This is a genomic window from Campylobacter sp. S4:11, assembly GCF_024723695.1.
Taxonomy (GTDB): Bacteria; Campylobacterota; Campylobacteria; order Campylobacterales; family Campylobacteraceae; genus Campylobacter_D; species Campylobacter_D jejuni_C.
The window spans coordinates 59,734-82,010 of record NZ_JANQDC010000004.1 but is presented as its reverse complement, the minus strand read 5'-3'; the positions used below and the strand labels follow the sequence as shown (position 1 = coordinate 82,010).

Annotated in this window: 23 protein-coding genes and 2 pseudogenes; 18 read left to right on the top strand and 7 right to left on the bottom strand. The window is 29.9% G+C overall.

Going from position 1 to position 22,277, the window contains the following annotated elements; genetic code table 11:
* Nucleotides 1-2: 2 nt before the first annotated feature.
* From CAMP5053_RS02300 to recO, 6 genes are read left to right on the top strand one after another with little or no spacing between them, the layout of a single operon-like run.
* Complete coding sequence (locus tag CAMP5053_RS02300; RefSeq protein ID WP_214099819.1) at nucleotides 3-584, top strand: FKBP-type peptidyl-prolyl cis-trans isomerase; 582 nt, start codon at nucleotides 3-5, stop codon at nucleotides 582-584.
* The gene (gene fabD, locus CAMP5053_RS02295) at nucleotides 584-1,504 is read left to right on the top strand and encodes an ACP S-malonyltransferase (protein WP_087699400.1); all 921 of its coding nucleotides are present in this window, start codon (nucleotides 584-586) and stop codon (nucleotides 1,502-1,504) included. Before CAMP5053_RS02300 ends, fabD begins: the two co-directional genes overlap by 1 nt.
* On the top strand, nucleotides 1,501-2,187 hold the full coding sequence (locus tag CAMP5053_RS02290) for a 5'-methylthioadenosine/adenosylhomocysteine nucleosidase (RefSeq protein WP_087699402.1): 687 nt from the start codon (nucleotides 1,501-1,503) through the stop codon (nucleotides 2,185-2,187). The genes fabD and CAMP5053_RS02290 overlap by 4 nt, the downstream gene beginning before the upstream one ends.
* The gene (locus tag CAMP5053_RS02285; RefSeq protein WP_337217197.1) at nucleotides 2,184-2,945 is read left to right on the top strand and encodes an ATP-binding protein; all 762 of its coding nucleotides are present in this window, start codon (nucleotides 2,184-2,186) and stop codon (nucleotides 2,943-2,945) included. The genes CAMP5053_RS02290 and CAMP5053_RS02285 overlap by 4 nt, the downstream gene beginning before the upstream one ends.
* On the top strand, nucleotides 2,938-3,450 hold the full coding sequence (locus CAMP5053_RS02280) for a cysteine hydrolase family protein (protein ID WP_087699403.1): 513 nt from the start codon (nucleotides 2,938-2,940) through the stop codon (nucleotides 3,448-3,450). The genes CAMP5053_RS02285 and CAMP5053_RS02280 overlap by 8 nt, the downstream gene beginning before the upstream one ends.
* Nucleotide 3,451: 1 nt before the next feature.
* Nucleotides 3,452-4,066, top strand: coding sequence for a recombination protein RecO (gene recO / locus CAMP5053_RS02275; protein ID WP_087699405.1), 615 nt, complete (start codon nucleotides 3,452-3,454; stop codon nucleotides 4,064-4,066).
* Here the strand turns inward: recO and CAMP5053_RS02270 are convergent.
* The 7 genes from CAMP5053_RS02270 to bamA all read right to left on the bottom strand — a co-directional run bounded on the left by CAMP5053_RS02270 (nucleotide 4,050) and on the right by bamA (nucleotide 10,268).
* Nucleotides 4,050-4,370, bottom strand: a complete 321-nt coding sequence (locus CAMP5053_RS02270; protein ID WP_039617382.1) for a hypothetical protein — start codon at nucleotides 4,368-4,370, stop codon at nucleotides 4,050-4,052. The genes recO and CAMP5053_RS02270 overlap by 17 nt on opposite strands.
* 61 nt (nucleotides 4,371-4,431) lie before the next feature.
* The gene (locus CAMP5053_RS02265) at nucleotides 4,432-5,358 is read right to left on the bottom strand and encodes a tRNA dihydrouridine synthase (protein ID WP_337217196.1); all 927 of its coding nucleotides are present in this window, start codon (nucleotides 5,356-5,358) and stop codon (nucleotides 4,432-4,434) included.
* Nucleotides 5,355-6,338: a hypothetical protein gene (locus CAMP5053_RS02260; protein WP_337217195.1), complete on the bottom strand. Its 984-nt coding sequence runs from the start codon at nucleotides 6,336-6,338 to the stop codon at nucleotides 5,355-5,357. The genes CAMP5053_RS02265 and CAMP5053_RS02260 overlap by 4 nt, the downstream gene beginning before the upstream one ends.
* Entirely contained in the window at nucleotides 6,335-6,691 is a 357-nt protein-coding gene (gene dksA / locus CAMP5053_RS02255; RefSeq protein WP_047207931.1) for an RNA polymerase-binding protein DksA, read from the bottom strand. The genes CAMP5053_RS02260 and dksA overlap by 4 nt, the downstream gene beginning before the upstream one ends.
* An 8-nt stretch (nucleotides 6,692-6,699) precedes the next feature.
* Nucleotides 6,700-7,155: a 23S rRNA (pseudouridine(1915)-N(3))-methyltransferase RlmH gene (locus CAMP5053_RS02250; RefSeq protein ID WP_214099823.1), complete on the bottom strand. Its 456-nt coding sequence runs from the start codon at nucleotides 7,153-7,155 to the stop codon at nucleotides 6,700-6,702.
* Nucleotides 7,156-7,158: 3 nt separating this feature from the next.
* Nucleotides 7,159-8,001, bottom strand: a complete 843-nt coding sequence (gene accD / locus CAMP5053_RS02245) for an acetyl-CoA carboxylase, carboxyltransferase subunit beta (protein WP_214099824.1) — start codon at nucleotides 7,999-8,001, stop codon at nucleotides 7,159-7,161.
* Nucleotides 8,002-8,051: 50 nt separating this feature from the next.
* The gene (gene bamA, locus CAMP5053_RS02240; protein WP_337217194.1) at nucleotides 8,052-10,268 is read right to left on the bottom strand and encodes an outer membrane protein assembly factor BamA; all 2,217 of its coding nucleotides are present in this window, start codon (nucleotides 10,266-10,268) and stop codon (nucleotides 8,052-8,054) included.
* A 77-nt stretch (nucleotides 10,269-10,345) separates the two neighbouring features.
* Here bamA and CAMP5053_RS02235 point away from each other — a divergent pair, with 77 nt between their 5' ends.
* From CAMP5053_RS02235 to CAMP5053_RS02180, 12 genes and pseudogenes are all read left to right on the top strand, one after another.
* A complete protein-coding gene (locus tag CAMP5053_RS02235; protein WP_214099826.1) occupies nucleotides 10,346-11,173 on the top strand; it encodes a prephenate dehydrogenase in 828 nt (275 codons plus the stop codon).
* Between the two features lie 72 nt (nucleotides 11,174-11,245).
* Nucleotides 11,246-12,625 carry a M23 family metallopeptidase gene (locus CAMP5053_RS02230; protein WP_337217193.1) on the top strand — a complete coding sequence of 460 codons (1,380 nt, stop codon included), beginning with the start codon at nucleotides 11,246-11,248 and terminating at the stop codon, nucleotides 12,623-12,625.
* Between the two features lie 2 nt (nucleotides 12,626-12,627).
* The gene (lpxC, locus tag CAMP5053_RS02225; RefSeq protein ID WP_337217192.1) at nucleotides 12,628-13,512 is read left to right on the top strand and encodes a UDP-3-O-acyl-N-acetylglucosamine deacetylase; all 885 of its coding nucleotides are present in this window, start codon (nucleotides 12,628-12,630) and stop codon (nucleotides 13,510-13,512) included.
* A 41-nt stretch (nucleotides 13,513-13,553) separates the two neighbouring features.
* Complete coding sequence (locus CAMP5053_RS02220) at nucleotides 13,554-13,961, top strand: tRNA threonylcarbamoyladenosine biosynthesis protein TsaB (protein WP_337217205.1); 408 nt, start codon at nucleotides 13,554-13,556, stop codon at nucleotides 13,959-13,961.
* Nucleotides 13,962-13,969: 8 nt separating this feature from the next.
* A complete protein-coding gene (gene thrB, locus CAMP5053_RS02215; RefSeq protein ID WP_337217191.1) occupies nucleotides 13,970-14,848 on the top strand; it encodes a homoserine kinase in 879 nt (292 codons plus the stop codon).
* A gap of 24 nt (nucleotides 14,849-14,872) precedes the next feature.
* Nucleotides 14,873-15,139: a DUF448 domain-containing protein gene (locus CAMP5053_RS02210; protein WP_080750144.1), complete on the top strand. Its 267-nt coding sequence runs from the start codon at nucleotides 14,873-14,875 to the stop codon at nucleotides 15,137-15,139.
* Entirely contained in the window at nucleotides 15,120-17,750 is a 2,631-nt protein-coding gene (gene infB, locus CAMP5053_RS02205) for a translation initiation factor IF-2 (RefSeq protein WP_337217190.1), read from the top strand. Before CAMP5053_RS02210 ends, infB begins: the two co-directional genes overlap by 20 nt.
* Nucleotides 17,747-18,109 carry a 30S ribosome-binding factor RbfA gene (rbfA, locus tag CAMP5053_RS02200; RefSeq protein WP_039625256.1) on the top strand — a complete coding sequence of 121 codons (363 nt, stop codon included), beginning with the start codon at nucleotides 17,747-17,749 and terminating at the stop codon, nucleotides 18,107-18,109. Before infB ends, rbfA begins: the two co-directional genes overlap by 4 nt.
* Nucleotides 18,099-18,521, top strand: coding sequence for a ribosome maturation factor RimP (gene rimP, locus CAMP5053_RS02195; protein ID WP_261529616.1), 423 nt, complete (start codon nucleotides 18,099-18,101; stop codon nucleotides 18,519-18,521). The genes rbfA and rimP overlap by 11 nt, the downstream gene beginning before the upstream one ends.
* 72 nt (nucleotides 18,522-18,593) lie before the next feature.
* A pseudogene (locus CAMP5053_RS02190) lies at nucleotides 18,594-18,881 on the top strand (hypothetical protein).
* 11 nt (nucleotides 18,882-18,892) lie between these two features.
* Nucleotides 18,893-21,052, top strand: coding sequence for an AAA family ATPase (locus CAMP5053_RS02185; protein WP_337217189.1), 2,160 nt, complete (start codon nucleotides 18,893-18,895; stop codon nucleotides 21,050-21,052).
* Nucleotides 21,045-22,269 (top strand): annotated as a pseudogene (locus CAMP5053_RS02180) (McrC family protein); the annotation flags it as partial. The gene CAMP5053_RS02185 and the pseudogene CAMP5053_RS02180, both read left to right, overlap by 8 nt.
* Between the last annotated feature and the right edge of the window lie 8 nt (nucleotides 22,270-22,277).

The window sequence follows — 22,277 nt, the reverse complement described above, 5'->3', positions numbered from 1 at the left end:
AAATGGCTATAGAAAAAAATAGTGTAGTTTCAATGTTTTATGAGTTAAAAGATGCAAATACTAATGAAGTTTTAGAATCAAATATTTATGCTGAACCTATTTCTTTTATTTTGGGTAAGGGTCAAATTTTAGAAGGATTAGAAGAAGAAATTCAAAAGCTTAATGCCCCATGTAATGCTGATATTGTAATAAAAAAAGAAAATGCTTTGGGTGAATATGACGCAAATGCTTTGCAAACTTTACCAAAAGAGCAGTTTGCAGGAATTGATTTACAAGTTGGTATGGAGCTTTTTGGCGAAGGTGAAGATGGTAATACCGTAAGAGTAATTGTTAGAGAAATTACTGAAAATGAAGTTACTATTGATTACAATCATGCTTATGCAGGAAAAGATTTGTTATTTTCATTAAATATTGTAGATGTGAGAGCTGCAAGCGAAGATGAAATTTTAACAGGAATTATTGCAGGTAGTAGAAGTTGTGGATGTGGTGGCGGAGGACATCATCACGATCATCACGGACATGGTGGCGGCGGATGTTGTGGAGGCCACGGACATGGCGGCGGTGGTTGCTGCGGTGGTCATTAATGAATAGTGCATTTATTTTCCCAGGTCAAGGCTCTCAAAGCGTTGGCATGGGTTTGAGTTTTTATGATAATTCTAAAAAAGCAAAAGAATTACTAGACAATGCTAGCGATTTTTGTAAAATTGATTTTAAAAATTTGCTTTTTAAGGAAAATGAAAATTTAAATAAAAGCGAATTTACGCAAATGGCCATAGTATTAAACTCGCTAATGGCCTATGAAGCTTTAAAAGAGCAAGTTAATATAGAAGCTAAGTATAGCTTGGGTCATTCATTAGGAGAATTTAGTGCTTTAGCAACCCAAGATGCATTTGACTTTTTAGATGTAATAGCACTTGTTAATAAACGCGGTAAGTTTATGCAAGAAGATTGCTCTAAAATCGAAGCTGGTATGATGGTGGTTTTAGGGCTTGAAGATAAAGTGGTAGAAGAACTTTGTCAAAAGGCATTAAGTGAACAAAAAAGTATTTTTGCTGCTAATTATAATTGTGATGGGCAAATTGTAGTAGCAGGTTTAAAGCCTGATTTGGCTTCTTATGAGAGTGAGTTTAAAAATGCAGGAGCTAAAAGAGCTATGCTTTTGAACATGAGTGTTGCAAGCCATTGTCCATTGTTAAAAAATGCGTCTTTGAAACTTACAAAAGAATTAGAACCTATTTTAAAAGAGAGTTTTAAAAGCGTAGTATCAAATGTCAATGCAAAAGTGTATAATGATAAAAATCAAGCTCTAACGCTTTTAAGCGAGCAACTTATTAAGCCTGTTCTTTATAAACAAAGCATTAAGGCAATAGATGAAGAAGTGGATTTTTATATAGAATTTGGTGCGAGCGTGTTAAAGGGCTTAAATAAAAAAATCACTCAAAAAGAAACTTATGCCTTAAGTAAAATAGAAGATATTGATGAAATTTTAAAGGTAATTAAATGAAAATAGCTATTTTAGGAGCTATGCCTGAAGAGGTTACTCCTTTACTAGAAACATTAAAAGAGTATCAAACAATCGAATATGCAAATAATACTTATTATCTTGCAAAATATAAAAATCATGAATTAATAATCGCTTATTCTAAGATAGGGAAGGTAAATTCTACTCTTAGTGCGGCTATTATGATAGAAAAATTTAAAGCTGAGCTTTTACTCTTTACAGGTGTAGCAGGAGCTTTTAATCCTAGTTTAGAGATAGGGGATTTAATCTATGCTACAAAATTAGCTCAATATGATTTAGATATCACAGCTTTTGGGCATCCGCTTGGCTATGTTCCTGGCAATGAAATTTTTATAAAAACAGATGATAGGCTAAATAATCTTGCCATAGAAGCTGCTAAAGAACTTGGTGTTAAATTACAATCAGGTATTATCGCTACGGGCGATGAGTTCATTTGCGATGAAAATAAAAAAACAAAAATTAGAGAGATTTTCAATGCAGATGCTTGCGAAATGGAAGGAGCTAGCGTAGCTTTGGTGTGCGATGCTTTAAAAATTCCATGTTTGATTTTAAGATCAATGAGTGATAAAGCAGGTGAAAAGGCTGAATTTGACTTTGATGAGTTTGTAGAAAAATCAGCTAAAATTTCAGCTAATTTTGTCTTAAAAATTTGTGAGAAATTATGATAAATCTTAGTAAAAGACTAATCAGAGAAGTTGCAAAAGCAAACGCTAAATTTTCCTTAATAGGAGATAATGATAAGGTTTTATTAGGACTTAGTGGTGGGAAAGACTCTCTTGCTTTAGCCCATCTTTTAAAGCGTATGCAAGCACACGCGCCTTTTAAATTTGAACTTAAAGCAGTAACTTTAAGCTATGGTATGGGTGAAGATTATACCAAACTTCATAATTACTGCAAAGAACATGGTATTGACCATGAAGTGATTGATTCTAATATTTATGAAATTTCAGGTGATACTATTAGAAAAAATTCAAGCTTTTGTAGCTATTTTTCAAGAATGAGACGCGGAGCTTTATATACTTATGCTTTGGAAAATGGTTTTAATAAACTAGCTATAGCTCATCATTTAGACGATGCAGTGGAAAGTTTTTTTATGAATTTTATTTATAATGGTGCTCTTAGAAGTTTAGCTCCAAAATATAAAAGTAAAAGAGGTGTAGAGGTTATTCGACCTTTGATTTTTGTAAGAGAAAGACAACTAAGAGAAAATGCTATTAATAATGAATTAGAAGTTATTGGTAATGAATTTTGTCCTGGTATGAAATTAAGTGAAAAAAATGTAAAATTTCCTCATGCTAGAGAAGAAGCTAAACAGCTTTTAGCAAATTTAGAAAAAGAAAATCCAAAATTATTTACAAGCTTAAAAACTGCATTTGAAAATATCCACACGGATAGTTTTTTCATGGTTAAGGATAATGACTAAACTTTTGGTTGTTGTTGATTATCAAAATGATTTTATCGATGGTAGCTTAGGTTTTGAAAAAGCTACCAAGATAAAAGATAATATTCTTACTCTTTTAAAAAATCATCAAGGTGATATCGTTTTTACTTTTGATACGCATGATGAGAATTATTTAAAAACCCAAGAAGGAAAAAATTTACCTATTTATCATTGCATTAAAGATACTTTGGGTTGGCAAATGCCAAGTGATTTTGATATGTATTTAAAAAATGCAAAAAAAATCTTTTATAAGAATGCTTTTGGTAGTTTAGAATTGGCTAATTTTTTAAAACAAAATCATTATGAAAGTATAGAATTTTGTGGTTTGGTTTCGCATATTTGTGTATTTAGTAATATTATTTTAGCTCAAAGCGCTAGTATCAACTCAAAAATCATATTGTATAAAAATGCAACAGCAAGCTTTAGTAAGTCTTTGGAAAATAGTGCTTATGAAATTTTGCAAGCTTATGGCGTAGAACTTTTATAAAATGCAAGGTTTTATCTTACACACTCAGAGTGTAAAAGATGAGGACTTAATCGTTTATCTTTTAAGTGCTAAAAAAGTTATTAAAAGTTATAGATTTTATGGAATGAGACATTCTAATATTTTAAGTGGATATAAGATTGATTTTGAGCTTGAGGAAAGTTCAAGGTTTTTACCACGTTTAAAAGATGTTTTGCATATTGGTTTTTCTTGGATTTTAGATAGAGAGAGAATGTTTTTTTGGCAAGAATTTATCAGACTTTTTTATTGGCATTTAAAAGATGTTGAGGAAATTGATAGTTTTTATTTTGAGCTTTTAGAAGATTGTGCTAAACGTTTTGAAAAACAAGATTGCAAGCGTGTTATAGTAGATGCTTATTTAAAAATTTTAAATTTTGAAGGACGTTTACATAAAAGCTTTGTATGTTTTTATTGCGATGAGTATATACAAAAAAACGTTGTATTAGTAAGAGCTTTTTTACCTGCACATAAAAAATGTGCTTTTGGTTATGAATTTAAAGCTGAAGATCTTGCAAAGTTTTATGAAAATTTTAATTCATCGCATTTTAGCGATGAATATATTGATAATTTATATAAAATCATTAAAGAGGGTTTTTAAGGGTAATATCATACATCATAATAGCCTCTTGTCTTAATTTTGCGATGATATTTGCACTATCAATATGTGTATTTTTTATAATAGCTTCCTTGCTATTTTTAATATCTTCCAGTAAATTTCCAAGTTGTTTTTGAGAGCTTTGTAAGCAAGTACTTATACATTTTGGTTGTGTTTGTTGTAAAACTTGCTCGAAATTTAAACTTTGATTGTTAAGCTTTGAAGCATGTGCTGCTAAATTGTTTGCACTTGTTCTAATGCCACCTAATGCTTTGTAAATCCCTTTTGAATTGATATGAGCTGCCATGAACCTTCCTTGTTTTATGGTATCTCTTCATTCATATTGCTTAGAAATTTACAAGCAAATATCATTCCTTATTGAAAAATTCTTGAATATATTTTCGCATAATATCTGCATCATTAACACGATTAACACAATCTCTAAAATTAGAAGCATCGTCATAGCCTTTAGAATATTCATGCAAGTGTTTTCTAAATATGCTTATGCCTTGTTCTTTATAGTGTTTTAGCATTTCTTCAAAATGTGCAAAAATGATTTTATTTTTCATAGCTTTTTCTATTTTTTTGCCAGTTTTTATCTCATAAAATATCCAAGGTTTTCCTATGCTTGCACGTCCTATCATCAAAGCATCACAATTTGTAATTTTAAATACTTCTTTAGCATTTTCTGCGTTAATATCACCATTTGCTACTAAAGGAATTTTGATATTTTCTTTGGCTAAAGCTATGGCTTCATAATCAGCATTTCCACTATACATTTGTTTTCTAGTGCGACCATGCATACTGATAAAATCTACTCCAGCATTTTCACACGCTTTAGCAATAGCAATGGGATCTTTTTTATCAAATCCTAATCTTACTTTGACACTAGTTAATTTTTTATTACTTGTTTTTTTGATAAGTTCTAAAATTCTTTGTAATTTATCAAGATCTTGCAAAAGAGCACTACCTGCACATTGTTTTATAACTTTATTTACAGGACAACCGCAATTAAAATCAATTCCATCTATAAAATCAAAACGATTTAATATTTCTACCGCTTTTTGAATCACGCTCTCATCTGAGCCTGCAATTTGAACTATGTAAGGATTTTCAAGCTCAGCTTTTTCTAGCATTTTAAGAGTTTTTGAGCTCTCATACACTAAGGCATTAGAGCTTATCATTTCACTAATGGTTACATCAGCCCCAAATTGCTTAACTAAATTTCTCAAAGGCAAGTCTGAAAAACCTGCCATAGGGGCTAAAAATAAAGGTTTTTTGCTAAAATCTATCATTGTATTAATTTTTCAAGCTCTATTTTTTTATTATGTTCTCTTAAAAAGAGCAAGATCCTAAAGTCTTTATGCTCATTTTGATCATTTCCTAATTCATTAAGCAATTCATCATACATACCAAATTCTGCCAAAGTATAAAGATAAGCTCTTAAAGCTTGAGAATGATTATCTTTTAACTTTTTAAATAAAGCAATTAATATTTGAGGTTCTATTTTTTTGCAAAGTATTTTAGCACAGTGCAAATATGATTTATCATCTAAGGTATTCATACTAAGTAAAACTTCGATTTCAGCATGATTTAAATCTAAGTTTTCTTTTTCAAATCTACTTAAAAGCAATAAAATATCATCTTGATTTTTTTGAGTTTTTAGTGTTTTAATTTGACTATAGGGCGCATTTTCTAACACCATTTTATAAGCAAAAATTTCTAGTTCACCTGCTAAGGTATCTTTGTTTTTGATAAAAGAAAAAGCATAATTGCTATCATTTTGAAAGTGATTTTTTTCATTTAAAATAAAAATTTCATTATTTGGATCTAGCTTGTATTTTTTTAATTCCACAAATTCCTTTTTGTCTAAGTTCTCAAAAATATCAATAATTTCATCTATTTTAGGATTTTGAATTTTTTCTTTAAAACAAAGAGCTTGAGTGTTTTTTGCTATATTTTGAAATTCTTGAGTTTTAAATTTAACCTTGCTTGCTTTTTTTAAAAAAATATCAATAATAAAATTTTCATAATTTTTACTATCTTTAATTAGATTTTTATATTGTAAATGTTTTAAAAAGCCATAAAAACTCATATGTGCTAAAGCTAGTATCATTAAAAATAAAGCAGGCAAAACAACCCATAAGCTAATAGGCAAATTTAATTCAAAAGTAGAAATTGTAAAAGTATAATTTCCTAAGTTTAGATTATAAACTAAGGCTGCAACAATTAAAAGATAAACTAAACTTGCAAAGAAAAATAATCTTATCTTCATAGCTTTTTCCTTTTTTCTAGGGTTTCACGGCAATTTATGCAATATTTTGCATGAGGTTTAACCTTAAGTCTTTCAGGATGAATATCATCTTCACAATACTCACAGATACCATAAGTATTGTTATCTATTTTGCTTAATGAATGTTTAATTTCTTCTAGTTCAGCTTTTAAATTTTCATTAATTTTAAAATCAATATGAGAGCTATTGTCAATTTGTTGTAAATCAACTTCATCTCTAGGTTCGCTATCTTGTAGATTATGGATATTGTCTATATTACCTTGTAGTTCTTGTAAAATTTCTTTTTGTCTTTGAAGTAATATATTTTTAAATTCCTCAAGATTTAATTCTTGCATAAATGCTCCTATTTGTGATATGGGTGATTTGTATTAATGCAAAATGCACGATAAATTTGTTCTAAAAGCATGGTTTTGGCAAATTTATGCACTAAAGTCATTTTGCTAAGGGCTATACTTGTATGCATTTGTGTAATAAATTCTTGCTCAAACCCATAAGCACCGCCTATAAAAAATGAAATTTCATTTTTATCTAGTAATAATTTTGCAAATTCTACACTCGTAAGCTCTTTACCTTTTTCATCTAAGGCTATGCAAAAACCTTTTTTATAAGGACTTAGTGCATTTGTATAAGATTTTTTTGCTTCTATGATATTAGTGTTTTGTGCTTGATTGATTTTATTATTAAAAATACATATATCATTAAAACTGCAAAATTTTTTGATGAGTTTGATATAATGCTCATCTATCTTGCTAAATTCATCATTATTGTTTTTTTGAATGCTTAAAAGATTGATTTGCATTTTTTAGTTTTTAGAAAAAAATCTTAAAAAGTCTGCTATAAATTTTTTATGATCACTTCTTTCTACAATCGCATCAATCAATCCATGCTCGAGTAAAAATTCAGCTTTTTGAAAGCCTTCTGGTAAATCAGCTCCTATAGTTTGTTTAATTACCCTAGCCCCTGCAAAACCTACTAAAGCGCCAGGTTCGGCTAAGATGATATCTCCAAGCCAAGCAAAAGATGCACTTACTCCACCCATGGTTGGATCCGTTAATACTGAAATATAAGGAAGTTTTTCTTCTGCTAGTAGCTTTAATGCTGCACTTGTTTTGCTCATTTGCATTAAAGAATAAGTACTTTCTTGCATTCTAGCTCCACCGCTTGCACTAACTATAACAACAGGTGTTTTTTTCTCAATTGCTCTTTCAATCGCTCTAAGAATTTTTTCACCTTCTACTGAGCCCAAACTTCCTCCCATGAAAGAAAAATCAAAAACAACTAATTGAGTTTTAATGCCATCTATATTACACTCGCCACTTATTATGGCGCTTTTTCTTCCTGTTTTTTCTTCGTTTTCTGCTAATCTTTTTTTATATGATTTACTATCTACAAATTTAAGCGGGTCGATTGCATGTAAATCTTTATCCATTTCTATAAATGTGCCTTCATCGCTAAGTAACTCGATGCGTTTTAAAGGGTTTAATCTCATGTGAAAATTACATTTAGGGCAAACATTATAACAAGTTTCTATTTCTTTATAATACATTAACGCATGACAAGAATTACATTTAACCCAGTGGTTTGGAGCTTCACTTGGAGTAGCTTGTTTGCGTCTTATACTAGAAAAAATATCTAAAAAATTCATTATCTCTACCTAAAATAAAATTTCAAAATTATAGCAAGATTTTATTACTTTTAGAATCTTGCGCCTAACATAAATTCAAATTTACTTATGTCGTCTTTTGAGTTAGTATTAAATGGTTTAGCAAAAACTAAATTTAAAGCACCCAGTGGGGTTAGCCACTCAAAACCAACGCCTGTACTCCATCTTTGAATTTGACTTAAAGAGCTTTGTCCTATGGCACCATAGTCAAAAAATACACTTCCTCTTAGTTTGATTCTATCAAAGATTGGAAAGCTAAGTTCTACAGAGTTTGCAAAGGCAACTGTACCACCTGTCTCATCGCCCCATTCGTTTTTAGGACTCACGCTTCTTCTATCAAAACCTCTAATGGTTCCTATACCTCCAAGATAGAGTTTTTCGTTAATTGGTAAATAGCCTTGGTCCCATACTTTATAAAAACTTGCTTTATAACGATAAATCAAATCCCAGCCTATAAATTCTTCTAAGCCTTGATAATAATTAAATTTAGTGATAGAGCTTATAAATTCTTGATCCCCACCTAAGCCTGCATATTCAAGTGAGGTTGAGGCGATAAAACCTGATCTTGGTAAATAATAATCATCTGTATTGTTAAATACTATTGAAGGAGTAATAGAGCTTTTGTAAGTTTTTCCAAGTTTATATCCTTGAGCGATTAAGCGATCACTTAAATGATAAATATCACTTTGTTCAAGATTATAAGTTAAATCTATGCTTGTATATCTTCCTAAAGTTTTACCAACGCTTATATCAAAACCATAATTTCTCTCATCATAGCTATCCCACTCTAAACGGTCTGAATATAATGATCCTCCAAGAGAATAATCGCTATCATTTACTCTAGGATTTCTTAAAGATACTCTACCTGAAAGTGTATCATCGCCTTTGTCTATACTTACACTTCCTTTCATACCAGAGCCTAAAATATTTGCATCAGATAATGAAGCACTAAGTAAAATTCCATCACTAGTTCCATAACCAATACCACCTGAAATAGCTCCGGTTGAAGCTTCCTTGACTTCTACTATTAAATCAATATGTGTATCATCCACTCTTTGTTCTTTAATGTCTACATTTTCAAAATATGCAGTTCTTCTTAGAGCATTTCTTGAGTCCATTAAATCAGTTCTATTATAAAGATTACCTTCGGTTAAATAAAGCTCTCTACGAATAACCCTATCAACTGTCTTGGTATTGCCTGAAACGATGACATCTCTTATATATACTTTTTCATTCGGTATAACTTTAAAAATAATCATAGCTTCATGATTTTCTTTATCTTTTTGTATATCAGGTATAACTTGTACAAAAGCATAACCTAAATCTGCTGTTTTGGTTTCTATAGTTTTTATATCTTCTCTTAGTTTTTCTATATTGACTATTTTTCCAACACTTAATTTTAAATCATTTGCCAAAGCTTCATTTTCTTCATTGCTAAAAATTGGATTAAAAATTTTAATCTCTTTGACTTTATAAACCTCGCCTTCATTGATAAAATAAGTCAAATCAGCTTGATAAGTATCTGTGTAAGTATTTAAAAAAGCAGGAGATACGCTCACATCAAGATAGCCTTCTTTTAAATATACATCTGAAATTCTTGAGCTATCATTTGCTAGATCAAAAATTTTAAGCTTACCATCATTAAAACCCCACATCCAACCCAAAGCTTCTCTTTGTTTATTTGCTATTGCAGGTTCAATATCTGAATAACTTAAATTTTTTGCGCCGCTTAAATGCACTTTTTCTATGATGATATTTTCCCCACGATTTACCACAAAAGTAAGTTTTAATGAGCTTGAATTACTTAATTTTTCATCTTTGATTTCTACAACAGTATCATAAAAACCTTTGGCTTGATAAAAAAGCTTGATTTTTTCGGCCGCATCTTTAGCTGAATTTTCGTCATACAAAATTCCAGGTTTTAAACCAACAAGGCTTTCTATTTGTTTTCTATCGTTACTCGCTATACCTTGAATATCTATTTTTCCAATAGATGGTTTTTCTACCATTTTAAAAGTTAGCACTCCATTTTTTTCTTCTACTGCTATATCTTTAAAATAATTTCTATCAAAAAGATTTTTAATTGCTATATCTATACTAGCAGGATCAATTTTTTGTCCTATTTTTAATTTAGAAATCGCAATAGCACTTTCTTTAGAAAGTTGCGATAAGCCTTCAAATTTTATATCTTTAATCGTAGCTGCACATAAAGAACTTGAGAGTGCAAAGAAAACAAACCATTTTTTCATCATTTTACCTAAATTTTTATATACAAAATCGTTATAATACCAAAATATTTTTAACTAATGCTTTTTAAGGAAAATTTATGAAAGTAGGTATAGTTGGACTTGGCTTAATAGGCGGATCTTTGGGTCTTAGTTTAAGAGAGAATAAATTAATAGATTTAGTTTGCGGGTACGATATAAATAAGGAATTTGAACAAATCGCACTAGAGCGAAAATTAATAGATAAAATTGTTTCTTTTGAAGAGTTAAAAAAATGTGATGTAATTTTTTTAGCTATCCCTGTAAGAGCTATTGTAAAAATTTTAAAAGAATTTCAAGGCATTTCCAAAGATTGCACTATCATTGAGCTTGGAAGTACAAAAGAAGAAATTATTAAAAATTTACCATCTGATTTACAAAGTCAATTTATCGCAGCTCATCCTATGGCAGGAACGGAAAATAGCGGTCCAAGTGCAGCTATAAAAGATTTATATAAAAATGCAGTTTGTGTTTTGTGTGATGTGCAAAATGCTGATCATATTCACCAAAAAAGGGCTATAGAAATTTTTTCAGATTTAGGAATGAAACTTGTATTTATGGATAGTATTGCGCATGATCATCATGCTTCCATCATTTCACATTTACCGCATGTAATTAGTTTTTCTTTGGCGAATTTTGTAATGAAAGAAGAAAATAAAAAAAATATAGCCCACCTAGGTGGTCCTTCTTTTAAAGATATGTGCAGGATTGCTAAATCAAATCCTCAAATGTGGAGTGGTATTTTTGAGCAAAATAAACAAAATTTATTAAATTCTATTGATTTGTTTCAAAAAGAATTGCAAGAATGTAAAAAAATGATAGAAAAATGTGATATAAATGAGCTTGAAACTTGGATTAAAAGTGCAAATAAATTAAGAGAAATTTTATAAAATTTTTTATAATTTACTCTTAATTTGCTAAAGAATAATATATTTTTAAAAAAATAGATTGAAAGTGAAAATATGGTTTTTGCACGTAAAAGATCAAATAAAAAGTGGATTTTGGCAGTTTTTTTAATACTTTTAGCCTTTGTGGTGTTTGTTTTAAATACAAAGTTATTTGAAAAAAATCCTCCGCTGATTCAAACAAAATCAGATATTATTTATAGTAATTTAACAGATCCTATATCCATAGAAGTAAGTGATGAAAGTGCTTTAAAAGATATAAAAGTTACTTTATTTAAGGCAAATGAGTTAAATGGTGAAATACTTGTTAATGAGCATGTTAAGGGCAACAAAAAAAGCATTCATTTTGATTTAAAATTACCAAAACTAGCTTATAAAGAAAAAGTCGATTCTTATAAACTTGTAATAGAAGCAAGTGATAGTAGTTTTTGGAATTTCTTTTTAGGAAATCAAGCACTTAAAGAAGTAAAAGTTATCATTGATACCAAAAAACCACTTGTAGAAATTTTAGACAATTCTTATCAAATTGAACAAGGCGGAGTAGGTAGTGTGGTATTTAAAGCAAGTGATGAGAATTTGCAAGAAGTTTATATCATAACTGATAAAGATAAAATTTTTAAAGCAACTCCTTATGTGAAAGAAGGATATTATGCTGCTTTGATTCCTTGGGAAGCAACTGATGAGCACTTTAGAGCTTATGTAGTGGCAGTAGATAAAGCAGGTAATGTAAACAAACAAAGAATTAGATATTATTTTACTAATAAAAAATACCGTGTATCTAATATAAAAGTAAGTGATAGATTTTTAGATGGTAAGATTGAATTTTTAGCACAAAAATATGCTCCAAAAGATAGAGAGTTAAGCAGGCTTGAAAAATTTAAATTTGTTAATGAGGACTTAAGAGCTTCTAATGAAGTTATCATTCATGATATTACAAGTAAAGTTCCTGATACTATGATTAATAATTTTAAAGTTAATCTTTTCAAACCTTTAAAAAATGGCCAAAAAGTAGCTGATTATGCTGATCATAGATTTTATTCTTATAATAATCAAGCATTTAGTAGTTCTTATCATATGGGGCTTGATTTAGCAAGTGTAAAAGAAGCGCCTATCATTAGCAATAATGATGGTGAAGTGGTATTTGTACAAGAAAATGGAATTTACGGATTAAATATTATTATTTATCATGGCTTTGGTATTTATACTCTTTATGGACACTGCACTAATGTGGATGTAAATGTAGGAGATAGAGTTAGAGCAGGTGATGTTATAGGTACCACAGGTACTACAGGCTTAGCGCTTGGAGATCATGTGCATTTTGGTGTTTTAGTGCAAGGAGTTGAAGTGCGTCCTGAGCAATGGCAAGATGCAAAATGGATAAAAGAAAATATCTATAATGTATTAGAATCAAGTAAAAAAAGAATTTTGAGTGAATAAAGATGAATCAAACAACAATAGCAAAAGAAGTTAAAGGTGTTGGCATAGGTTTGCACAAGGGTGAGCCTATTAGTATAAAATTAGAGCCATTAGAAGCTGGCAGTGGTATAGTGTTTTATAGAAGTGATTTAGGAATTTCTTATGAAGCAAAGCCTGAAAATGTCATCGATACACAAATGGCTACTGTAATAGGCGATCATAGGGGTTATGTTTCTACTATAGAACATTTAATGAGTGCGATTAATGCTTATGGTATTGATAATGTGCGTATAGTTTTAGACGCAAACGAAGCTCCTGTAATGGATGGTAGTAGTATAGGCTTTTGTATGATGCTTGAAGAAGCAGGCGTAAAAGAGCTTGATGTGGCTAAAAAAATTTTAGTGATTAAAAAAAGTGTAGAAGTAAAAGAAGGTAATAAATTTGTGCGTTTAAGTCCTACGGATATGCCTATTATAAACTATACAATTGAATTTGATAATCCTATCATAGGTAAGCAAAATTATTGTTTTGAATTTAGCAAACAAAACTACATAGAGCAAATAGCAAGAGCAAGAACCTTTGGATTTTTAAAAGATGTTCAAGCTTTAAGAGCTATGAATTTAGGTCTTGGTGGAAGTTTAGAAAATGCTGTTGTGATTGATGATAATCGTATTTTAAACCCTGAAGGTTTGCGTTTTAAAGACGAATTTGTGCGCCATAAAATTTTAGATGCTATCGGGGATTTAACCTTGCTTGGATGTAGAGTTTTTGGAGACTATACTTCTTATGCAGGTTCGCACAAACTTAATCATCTTTTAACCAAAGAACTTTTAAAAGATCCTAGTACTTATGAAGTGGTAAGTTTAGAAAAAAGTGCATATAAAGTTTATGAAAAGGTTTTTGCATAAAAAAGGTTACTTTGCTTTTAAATGCTATAGCAAAACCTTTGATGCTTGGTATTTATGAAAATGATGTATTGATAAAAACCATTAAGGATGATTTAAAAGTTAGTGAAGTTTTGCCAAAAATATTGCAAGATTTACTTTCACAATATGAGTTTGAAAAGCTTATTTATGTGCATGGACCAGGTTCTTACATGGGTATAAAGATTTCTTATGTTTCTTTTAAAACTCTAGCTATAGTTAAAAACATTCCTTTAAAAGCTATTAGTGCTTTTGAGTTAAACAATAATGCTCCTATAGCCGCTAATAAGCATTTATGTTTTGTAAAAAAAGATGATGATGAAGTTGTTTTAGAAAAGACACAAGCGGGAAGCTTTTTTATGCCCCAAAGTTTAAAAGGTTTAAATTTTAGTAAAGAAAATACGCCTTTTTATGTTTTAGATGCGATTAATTAAGGTAAAAAATGAAGATTTTAGTTCCTGCTACAAGTGCAAATTTAGGTCCTGGTTTTGATTGTTTGGGTTTGAGTTTAAAATATTTTAATCAAACCATAGTTGAAAAATCTAAATTTTTTAGCATTAGCATACACGGAGAAGGTGAAAATAATATTTATCTTAAAAAAAACAATACCTTTGTTAATATTTTTTATGAAATTTATCAAAGACTAAGTGGTAAAAAAGATAATTTCCGCTTTGTTTTTCAAAATAATATCCCTTTAGCTAGAGGTATGGGAAGCTCTTCTGCTGTGATAGTTGGAGCTATTGCTTGTGCTTATGAATTAAGTGGGTTTAAAGCGGATAAAAATATCATTTTAAATGAAGCTTTAAAATATGAAAACCATCCAGATAACATAGCTCCGGCAGCACTTGGCGGTTTTGTATGTGCATTAACTCATAATGAAAAAGTTTTAGCTATAAAAAAAGAAGTGGATAAAGACTTACAAGCTGTTATAACCATACCAAATGTAGCGATGAATACTCAAAAATCAAGAGCAGTTTTAGCTAAAAAAATCAACCTAGAAGATAGTGTTTTTAATCTTTGTCATGCTTCATTTTTAACTGCTTGTTTTTTAGAGAAAAAATATGATTTATTAAAATATGCAAGTTTGGATAAACTTCATCAAAACCAAAGAATGAAACTTTTGCCTGAGCTTTTTGAGGTGCAAAAACTAGCTTTAGATAATAATGCTCTCATGAGTACGCTTTCAGGCTCAGGCTCGAGTTTTTTCACTCTAGCTTATAAAGATGATGTCAAAAAAATCAAAGAAAAAATCAAAAATAAATTTGCTAAATTTAGAGTTGAACTTTTAGAATTTGATGATGAGGGCTTTAAAATTTGCTAAAAATTCCAAAAAAAAGATATAATTTTGAAAAATCATATACCCATTAGAATGTGCATTGTTTGCAAAGGCCGTTATGAAAAGCAAGGTTTGCATCAATTCCAAATAAAAAATTCTCAAATTATCACTAAAGTGGAATTTGGCAGGAGTTTATATATTTGTAATTCATGTTTTGATAAAGATGAAAAAACATTGCAAAGGGCTTTTATGAGAGCTTGCAAAGGCAATTTTCATGGTAATATAAATCAGCAGGATTTAAAGGAGATATTTTTTAATGGCAGATGTAAAGATTAGCGAGATTGCTCAAGAGTTAGGATATACAAGTAAAGAAATTATAGAAAAAGCCAATGAAATGGGCTTAGAAGATATCAAATCCCCTAACAAAAAAGTATCTTCTGAAATCGCAGAAGCGATTTATCAATATGTTCAATCCGGTGAAATATTAGATGTAGTAAAAAAAGTAGCCAAACCTAAAAAAGAAAGTACAGCAAAAAAAACTACTAAAAAAGAAGAAAGTAAGAAAGAAGAGAAAAAAACTACTAAAAAAGAAAGTAAAAGCCCTGCTAAAGCAGTAAGTGAAAAAAAAGATGAAATAAAAAAAGAAGATAAACAACCCGAAAGTCCTATAAAAAATGAAGTATTAGAAGAAAAAAAAGAAGAAATTAAACTCGATGAAAAGTTAGGTTCTAATTTAAATTTAGCTAAAAGAAGAGGCTTAGTCATCGTTAAAAAGAAAAAAGAAGAAAGCAAAGAAGCTCAAATAAATAAAGAAGAAAAAGCTAGCACACAAACTACTCAGGGTCTAAGCCTTAGTATGATTTTTTCAAATTCAGATGAGAATTTAAAAAGAAAGAAAAAAGAAAAGAAAAATCATCCCGCGACAAGTAAAAAAGAAAACACTACTAAAATGGATCTTTTAGGAGATAAAGACTTTGCTGATATTTCTTTAGAAGATGATGATATGGTAGTTTTACCTGATTTTAGTGTAAAAGAAAACAAACCAGCACAACCAACAAACAAAAAACAACCAAATATCTTAAAACAATCTTTAAATAATTCTATCAACCCATTTGGCGAGGGTGGTATACAAAGAAGAAGTCGTAAAAAGCCACCTAAAAAGATAGAGAAAAAAGAAAGCGAAGCTATAACAAGTGTAAGCATACCTAAAGAAATTCGTGTGTATGAGTTTGCTGAAAAACTTGGTAAAAACACCGGAGAAGTTATCTCTAAGCTTTTCATGCTTGGTATGATGACGACTAAAAATGACTTTTTGGATGAGGATGCTATAGAAATTCTTGCAGCTGAATTTGGCGTGGAGATTAATATCATTGATGAGGCTGATGAGTTTGATTATGTAAAAGATTATGATGAAAATCAAACAGAAGAAAATTTAAGCCAAAGAGCTCCGGTTATCACTATCATGGGGCATGTGGATCATGGTAAGACTTCTTTGCTTGATTATATAAGAAAATCACGCATTGCAAGTGGTGAAGCAGGTGGGATTACTCAGCATGTTGGTGCTTACATGGTGGAAAAAAATGGTAGAAAAATCACTTTTATCGATACTCCAGGTCATGAGGCATTTACTGCTATGCGTGCAAGGGGAGCTAGTATAACGGATATTGTTATTATCGTAGTAGCTGCAGATGATGGGGTAAAACCACAAACTAAAGAAGCGATTAATCATGCAAAAGCAGCTAATGTACCTATCATCATCGCTATTAATAAAATGGATAAAGAAAACGCAAATCCTGACATGGTAAAAACCCAACTAGCAGAAATGGACATCATGCCAGTAGAATGGGGCGGAAGCCATGAATTTGTGCCAGTTTCAGCTAAAAAGGGTGATGGTATAGAGGATTTACTTGAAATTGTATTATTACAAGCTGATATTTTAGAGCTTAAAGCAAATCCAAAAGCCCATGCTAAAGCAAGTATTATAGAATCTTCAGTGCAAAAAGGTAGAGGTCCTGTGGCTACTATCATCGTGCAAAATGGTACTTTAAGAGTAGGAAATACTGTTGTAGCAGGGGAAGCTTATGGTAAAGTGCGTGCTATGAGCGATGATCAAGGTAAAGCTTTAAAAGAAATAGGTCCAGGTGAATGCGGAGTGATCATAGGTCTTAGTGAAGTAGCTGATGCAGGAGAAACGCTAATAGCCGTAGATAGCGATAAACAAGCAAGAGAATATGCTAATAAACGCCATGAATACAACCGCCAAAAAGAATTAAGCAAATCCACTAAAGTAAGTATAGATGAGCTTGGTGCAAAAATCAAAGAAGGCAATTTAAAAGCCCTTCCTGTGATCTTAAAAGCAGATGTGCAAGGTTCGCTTGAAGCGATTAAGGCTAGTTTGGAAAAACTCAAAAACGATGAGATTAAGGTTAATATCATCCATAGTGGCGTAGGTGGTATTACTCAAAGTGATATAGAGCTTGCAAGTGCGAGTGAAAACTCTATCGTTTTAGGCTTTAATATACGTCCAACTGGTGAGATCAAAGAACGCGCTAAAGATAAAGGCGTGGAGATAAAAACTTATAATGTTATTTACAATTTGCTTGATGATGTAAAAGCCTTACTAGGTGGTATGATGAGTCCTATCATCTCTGAAGAGCAACTTGGTCAAGCTGAAATTCGCCAAGTGATCAATGTGCCAAAACTAGGCCAAATTGCAGGTTGTATGGTAACAGAAGGCACGATCAATCGTGGTGCGAAAATCAGACTCATTAGAGATGGGGTTGTGGTATTTGAAGGTAATGTAAGCTCACTTAAACGCTTTAAAGATGATGTAAGAGAAGTTGCAAAAGGCTATGAATGCGGTGTAGGCATAGAAGGTTGTAATGATATGAGAGTGGGCGATTATATAGAAAGTTACAAAGAAGTTGAGGAACAAGTAAGCCTATGAACCCAGCTGAAATCAAAAAGCTACGCACAGAAAGCATTTTAAAAGAGCTTATACCAGAAGCTTTAGCAAATTTAGACAACGAAGCTTTAAAAAATTTGTGCGTAGTGGATGTAGAGTGTAAAAAAGGCAGATATGATGCTTTTGTGTATTTAGATAAAATGTTTTTTAATATCCAAGAGCAAGAAATCATACTCAATCAACTTAAAAAAGCTGCCCGTGCTTTGCAAAATTACTGCATGAGCGAGCAAGGGTGGTATAGATGTCCGAATTTTCACTTTAAATTTGATGATAGATTAGAGTATCAAAACCATATGGATGCTTTATTTGAAAAAATCAAAAAGGAACAAAATGAATCTTGAAGCACTTTGTAAAGAAGCAGGGCTTAGCTTTTATGATGATGAGCTAGTAAGTGAAAATGGTAGAAAGATTTATAGAATTTATGTGCAAAAAGAAGGTGGGGTAAATCTTGATGATTGTGCTAGACTTAGCGAGATTTTATCGCCTATTTTTGATGTAGAGCCACCTGTGGGCGGGGAGTATTTTTTAGAAGTATCAAGCTGTGGGCTTGAGAGAAAACTTAGTAAAATCGAGCATTTTGCAAAAAGCATTAACGAACTTGTAAAAATCACAACTAGTGAAAAAGAAAAAATAGAGGCAAAAATTATCGCCGTAGATGATGAAAATATCACTTTAGAAAATTTAGAAACTCAAGAAAAAACTACTATAAATTTTAGCGACATAAGAAAAGCTAAAACCTTCATACAATGGTAAAAATTTAGAATTCTAAATTTTTACTTATCTTTTGTATAATTAAATTTAAATGTAAAAACAAAAAGGCGTATAATGCTTGAAAATAAATATGATTATAATATAAGCAAAAAAGATAAAAATGGCAATGTGTATCATCATTTTCCAAAAGATAGCGATGAGTTTAAAGAAGCAGTTGTAAAAAATGGCGGCATGAGCGTGTATGTTTATCAAGATGATAAGTTAATAGATGAATTTCATACAAAAAGTTAAGGCCATAAATGGACTACACCTGTTTTTAATTATTTAAAAACTATGCATAAAGATAGTGAATATTTTTATAGATATTATAAAAATTGCAAGTTATTTGCGATTATAGATTAAAAGGAAATAGTATGAATGTTGTTGAATTTCACTTTTCAAATGGAAATAAAATACAAGCACAAATAGAAAACTCAAACGAAAAAATTTTTAGAATATTTTTGGAAAAAAGATTAAAGACTGTTAATCAATATATCAAAGCTACAAAAGATACAGTTAAAGAATGCAAAAGATTGCATATTGTCAATAGAGATGATTTTGATATATTTCAAATAAACTCTATGGAAGTTTTAATAAATTTGTTATTTGAGTTAAAAAATGGATTATTGCAAGAATTTAATGACAAAAGTGGTAATGGATGTCCGCATGCTTGTATTAAATCTCATTATTTTGGATTTGTAAAATATATCAATGCTTATAAAAATTATGTTTCAAAAGATATGGTTAAGTATTTGAAAACAAGAGGCGGCGAGAAAGAATTTAAAGTAGAAATAAAAAATCAAAAGATAGAAGTTATAACGAGTGCTGATGCTGTTGGGCTATATTCTTTAAATAGGTTTTTAGAATATAGTGTTTTAAGTAAAAATGAAGATGATTTATATGCTAAACCATTATTTGGAGATATATTAAGTAGCTCAAATCTTAGTGTAGTTAAGCAAAGTGAAAATGAAAAATTTTACAAAGAGCATTTTTTGAAAATGAAAAAAACGCCAAATGAAAATCAAAATCCACCTTTAAATCAAATTCTTTATGGACCTCCAGGGACAGGAAAAACTTATCATACTATAGATAAGGCTTTGGAAATCTTGGGTGAAAATTTAGCAAATAAAGATAGAGATGAGAAAAAAGAAAAATTTGATGAGTATGTAAAAAATGGGCAAATAGTTTTTACCACCTTTCATCAAAGCTACGGATATGAAGAATTTGTAGAAGGTATAAAGCCTCGTATAGATAGCAAAGAAAATTCTAAGGAAGTAGAATACGAAATAAAAGACGGAATTTTTAAAGAACTTTGTAAAAAAGCTTTGGATAATTACAAAGTATCTTTATTAACACAAGAAGAATTTGTAAAGAGTGAAGATTTAGAAAACAAAATAGAAATTTTTTTAGATGAATTAGTAGATCAACAAAAATTTATAGAAAAAACTCAAAGTGGTGGATTTAAATTAGAAGAATATAATGAAAAATATAGAATTATCACAGATGATACTAATGCAAATTTGTATTTAAATTTAGAAATTTTTAAAACGCTTTTGGAAAATAAAGATAAGATTATAAACGGAAGAAGCATTAAGCAAATTTTAAATAATAAACATAGAAGACAAATCGATAGTTACTATTTTCAGCTAGTTAAATTGTTTAAAGAACGAGAACAAGATTATAAAGTAGATAATAATCCTAGTGAAAAACCAGAATTAAAACCTTACATAATTATCATAGATGAGATTAATCGTGGAAATGTAAGTAAGATTTTTGGTGAACTTATAACTTTGATAGAACCTAGCAAAAGAATAGGTAAAAGCGAGGGATTAAAAGTTACTTTGCCTTATAGCGGTGAAAAATTTGGAGTGCCTAAAAATGTTTATATCATCGGCACTATGAATACAGCTGATAGAAGTATAACTTCTCTTGACACAGCTTTACGAAGACGCTTTGAATTTGTCGAGATGATACCTAAACCTAATTTGCTTTATAATATATTTGTGTGTAAAAATGTTGAAAATCCAAATAAAGATGAAGATTATTTGGGTGATGATCGTAAAACAGAAGGCGATGCAGAAATACTTCAAAAAATCTTGATAAGTATAAACAAGAGAATTGAGTTTTTATTAGATAGAGAAAAAACAATAGGACATGCATTTTTTATAAGTGAAGCTGTTAAATTTGATAAAAATAATTGGATCAAACCAGGTAAATATAAAGAAGATTGGTATGTTTTGAGTATTTCAAAATTAAAAAGTATTTTTCAAAATAAAATTATCCCGCTATTGCAAGAGTATTTTTACAATGATTATGCTTTAATAAAAGCAGTTTTAAATGAAAATGGTATGATTCTTGAAGATAAAAAAGATGATAAATATCTTCAAAAAATAAAGAATTTATATAATGTTGATAATGAGAGAAATATTTATAGTATTGCTCCATTTAACGATGGAATTTGGAACGATATAAAAACATATCAAGCAATTTATGATGATAAAATAACAAATAAAACAAAAAACGAAAATGAATAACACCTTTTCTATCATCGAATACCAAGCTTTTTCTAAAGAAGATTTAAAAGAAAACTTCAAAGAAAAGGCTGAAAGATTTTATAAAGAGCTAGAAGACTTTGCAAAAAATAATGAAAGTCTTCTAGGTTTTAAAAATAAAAATGCCTTAAAGGCTAAAAATTATGTCGGCATTATACAGACTAAAAACGGTGTTTTAGAAATCTTGCCAAAATGTACGAATTTGGATAGCTATAAAAAAGAAGATAAATCCTCAAAATACGATAAAGAAAAATTAAAAAAATGTTATAAACTAGATAATATCTTTAAAAATGATGATTTTAGCGAAGATGATCTTAAAAATGATCCTAGAAATCTTTTGATCAACATGTTAAAAACCTTAAAAAATTCCCCCTTTAAAAAATCTCAAATTTCATCTTTACAAATTGCTAAAATGCCTTTGTTTGAAGTATTTATCACGATGTTTTTAGATGAATTTGATAGTGTGTATAAAAAAGGTTTGATGAGATCTTATGTAAGTAGTGAGGAAAATAGAACTTTTTTAAAAGGAAAATTACTATTCAATGAGCATATAAAATCAAATTTAATACACAAAGAAAGATTTTTCACAAGTAGCGATGAGTTTGTTTTAGACATAGCTCCAAATCGCTTGATAAAATCAACGCTAAATTTTTTAAAATCAAAAACTTTTATAAATAAATTTAGAATTATAAAAGCCATACAAATGCTTGATGAGGTAGAATTTTCTACAAATTACGAAAAAGATTTTAGTTTTAAAATTTCAAGACATTTTGATTATTATGAAAATATACTTTCTTGGTGTAAGATATTTTTGCAAAATCAAAGCTTTGCTCCATATAAAGGTAAAAACGAAGCCTTTGCTTTACTTTTTCCTATGGAAAAACTTTTTGAAAACTATGTGGCTTATATGTTTAAACTTGCTAATCCTAGCAAAAATATAAAAACCCAAAGTAGTGGAAAATATCTAATTTCAAAAAATGATGAAAAATGTTTTATGTTAAAGCCTGATTTATATATAGAAAATAAAATGATCTTAGATACCAAATGGAAAATTCCAGATGATAGTGAAGATGAGAAAAAGCATGGCATATCGCAAGGCGATTTATACCAAATGTTTGCTTATGCAAATAAATACGAGATAAAGGAAATTTATCTTATTTATCCTCTATGTGAGAGAACTTTTGACTTAAGAGAGAAGTTAAAAACT

Excerpts from the sequence above, each read along its gene's own strand:
- CAMP5053_RS02300 (WP_214099819.1), top strand. The coding sequence starts at position 3 with ATGGCTATAGAAAAAAATAGTGTAGTTTCAATGTTTTATGAGTTAAAA.
- fabD (WP_087699400.1), top strand. The coding sequence starts at position 584 with ATGAATAGTGCATTTATTTTCCCAGGTCAAGGCTCTCAAAGCGTTGGC.
- CAMP5053_RS02290 (WP_087699402.1), top strand. The coding sequence starts at position 1,501 with ATGAAAATAGCTATTTTAGGAGCTATGCCTGAAGAGGTTACTCCTTTA.
- CAMP5053_RS02285 (WP_337217197.1), top strand. The coding sequence starts at position 2,184 with ATGATAAATCTTAGTAAAAGACTAATCAGAGAAGTTGCAAAAGCAAAC.
- CAMP5053_RS02280 (WP_087699403.1), top strand. The coding sequence starts at position 2,938 with ATGACTAAACTTTTGGTTGTTGTTGATTATCAAAATGATTTTATCGAT.
- recO (WP_087699405.1), top strand. The coding sequence starts at position 3,452 with ATGCAAGGTTTTATCTTACACACTCAGAGTGTAAAAGATGAGGACTTA.
- CAMP5053_RS02270 (WP_039617382.1), bottom strand. The coding sequence starts at position 4,370 with ATGGCAGCTCATATCAATTCAAAAGGGATTTACAAAGCATTAGGTGGC.
- CAMP5053_RS02265 (WP_337217196.1), bottom strand. The coding sequence starts at position 5,358 with ATGATAGATTTTAGCAAAAAACCTTTATTTTTAGCCCCTATGGCAGGT.
- CAMP5053_RS02260 (WP_337217195.1), bottom strand. The coding sequence starts at position 6,338 with ATGAAGATAAGATTATTTTTCTTTGCAAGTTTAGTTTATCTTTTAATT.
- dksA (WP_047207931.1), bottom strand. The coding sequence starts at position 6,691 with ATGCAAGAATTAAATCTTGAGGAATTTAAAAATATATTACTTCAAAGA.
- CAMP5053_RS02250 (WP_214099823.1), bottom strand. The coding sequence starts at position 7,155 with ATGCAAATCAATCTTTTAAGCATTCAAAAAAACAATAATGATGAATTT.
- accD (WP_214099824.1), bottom strand. The coding sequence starts at position 8,001 with ATGAATTTTTTAGATATTTTTTCTAGTATAAGACGCAAACAAGCTACT.
- bamA (WP_337217194.1), bottom strand. The coding sequence starts at position 10,268 with ATGAAAAAATGGTTTGTTTTCTTTGCACTCTCAAGTTCTTTATGTGCA.
- CAMP5053_RS02235 (WP_214099826.1), top strand. The coding sequence starts at position 10,346 with ATGAAAGTAGGTATAGTTGGACTTGGCTTAATAGGCGGATCTTTGGGT.
- CAMP5053_RS02230 (WP_337217193.1), top strand. The coding sequence starts at position 11,246 with ATGGTTTTTGCACGTAAAAGATCAAATAAAAAGTGGATTTTGGCAGTT.
- lpxC (WP_337217192.1), top strand. The coding sequence starts at position 12,628 with ATGAATCAAACAACAATAGCAAAAGAAGTTAAAGGTGTTGGCATAGGT.
- CAMP5053_RS02220 (WP_337217205.1), top strand. The coding sequence starts at position 13,554 with ATGCTTGGTATTTATGAAAATGATGTATTGATAAAAACCATTAAGGAT.
- thrB (WP_337217191.1), top strand. The coding sequence starts at position 13,970 with ATGAAGATTTTAGTTCCTGCTACAAGTGCAAATTTAGGTCCTGGTTTT.
- infB (WP_337217190.1), top strand. The coding sequence starts at position 15,120 with ATGGCAGATGTAAAGATTAGCGAGATTGCTCAAGAGTTAGGATATACA.
- rbfA (WP_039625256.1), top strand. The coding sequence starts at position 17,747 with ATGAACCCAGCTGAAATCAAAAAGCTACGCACAGAAAGCATTTTAAAA.
- rimP (WP_261529616.1), top strand. The coding sequence starts at position 18,099 with ATGAATCTTGAAGCACTTTGTAAAGAAGCAGGGCTTAGCTTTTATGAT.
- CAMP5053_RS02185 (WP_337217189.1), top strand. The coding sequence starts at position 18,893 with ATGAATGTTGTTGAATTTCACTTTTCAAATGGAAATAAAATACAAGCA.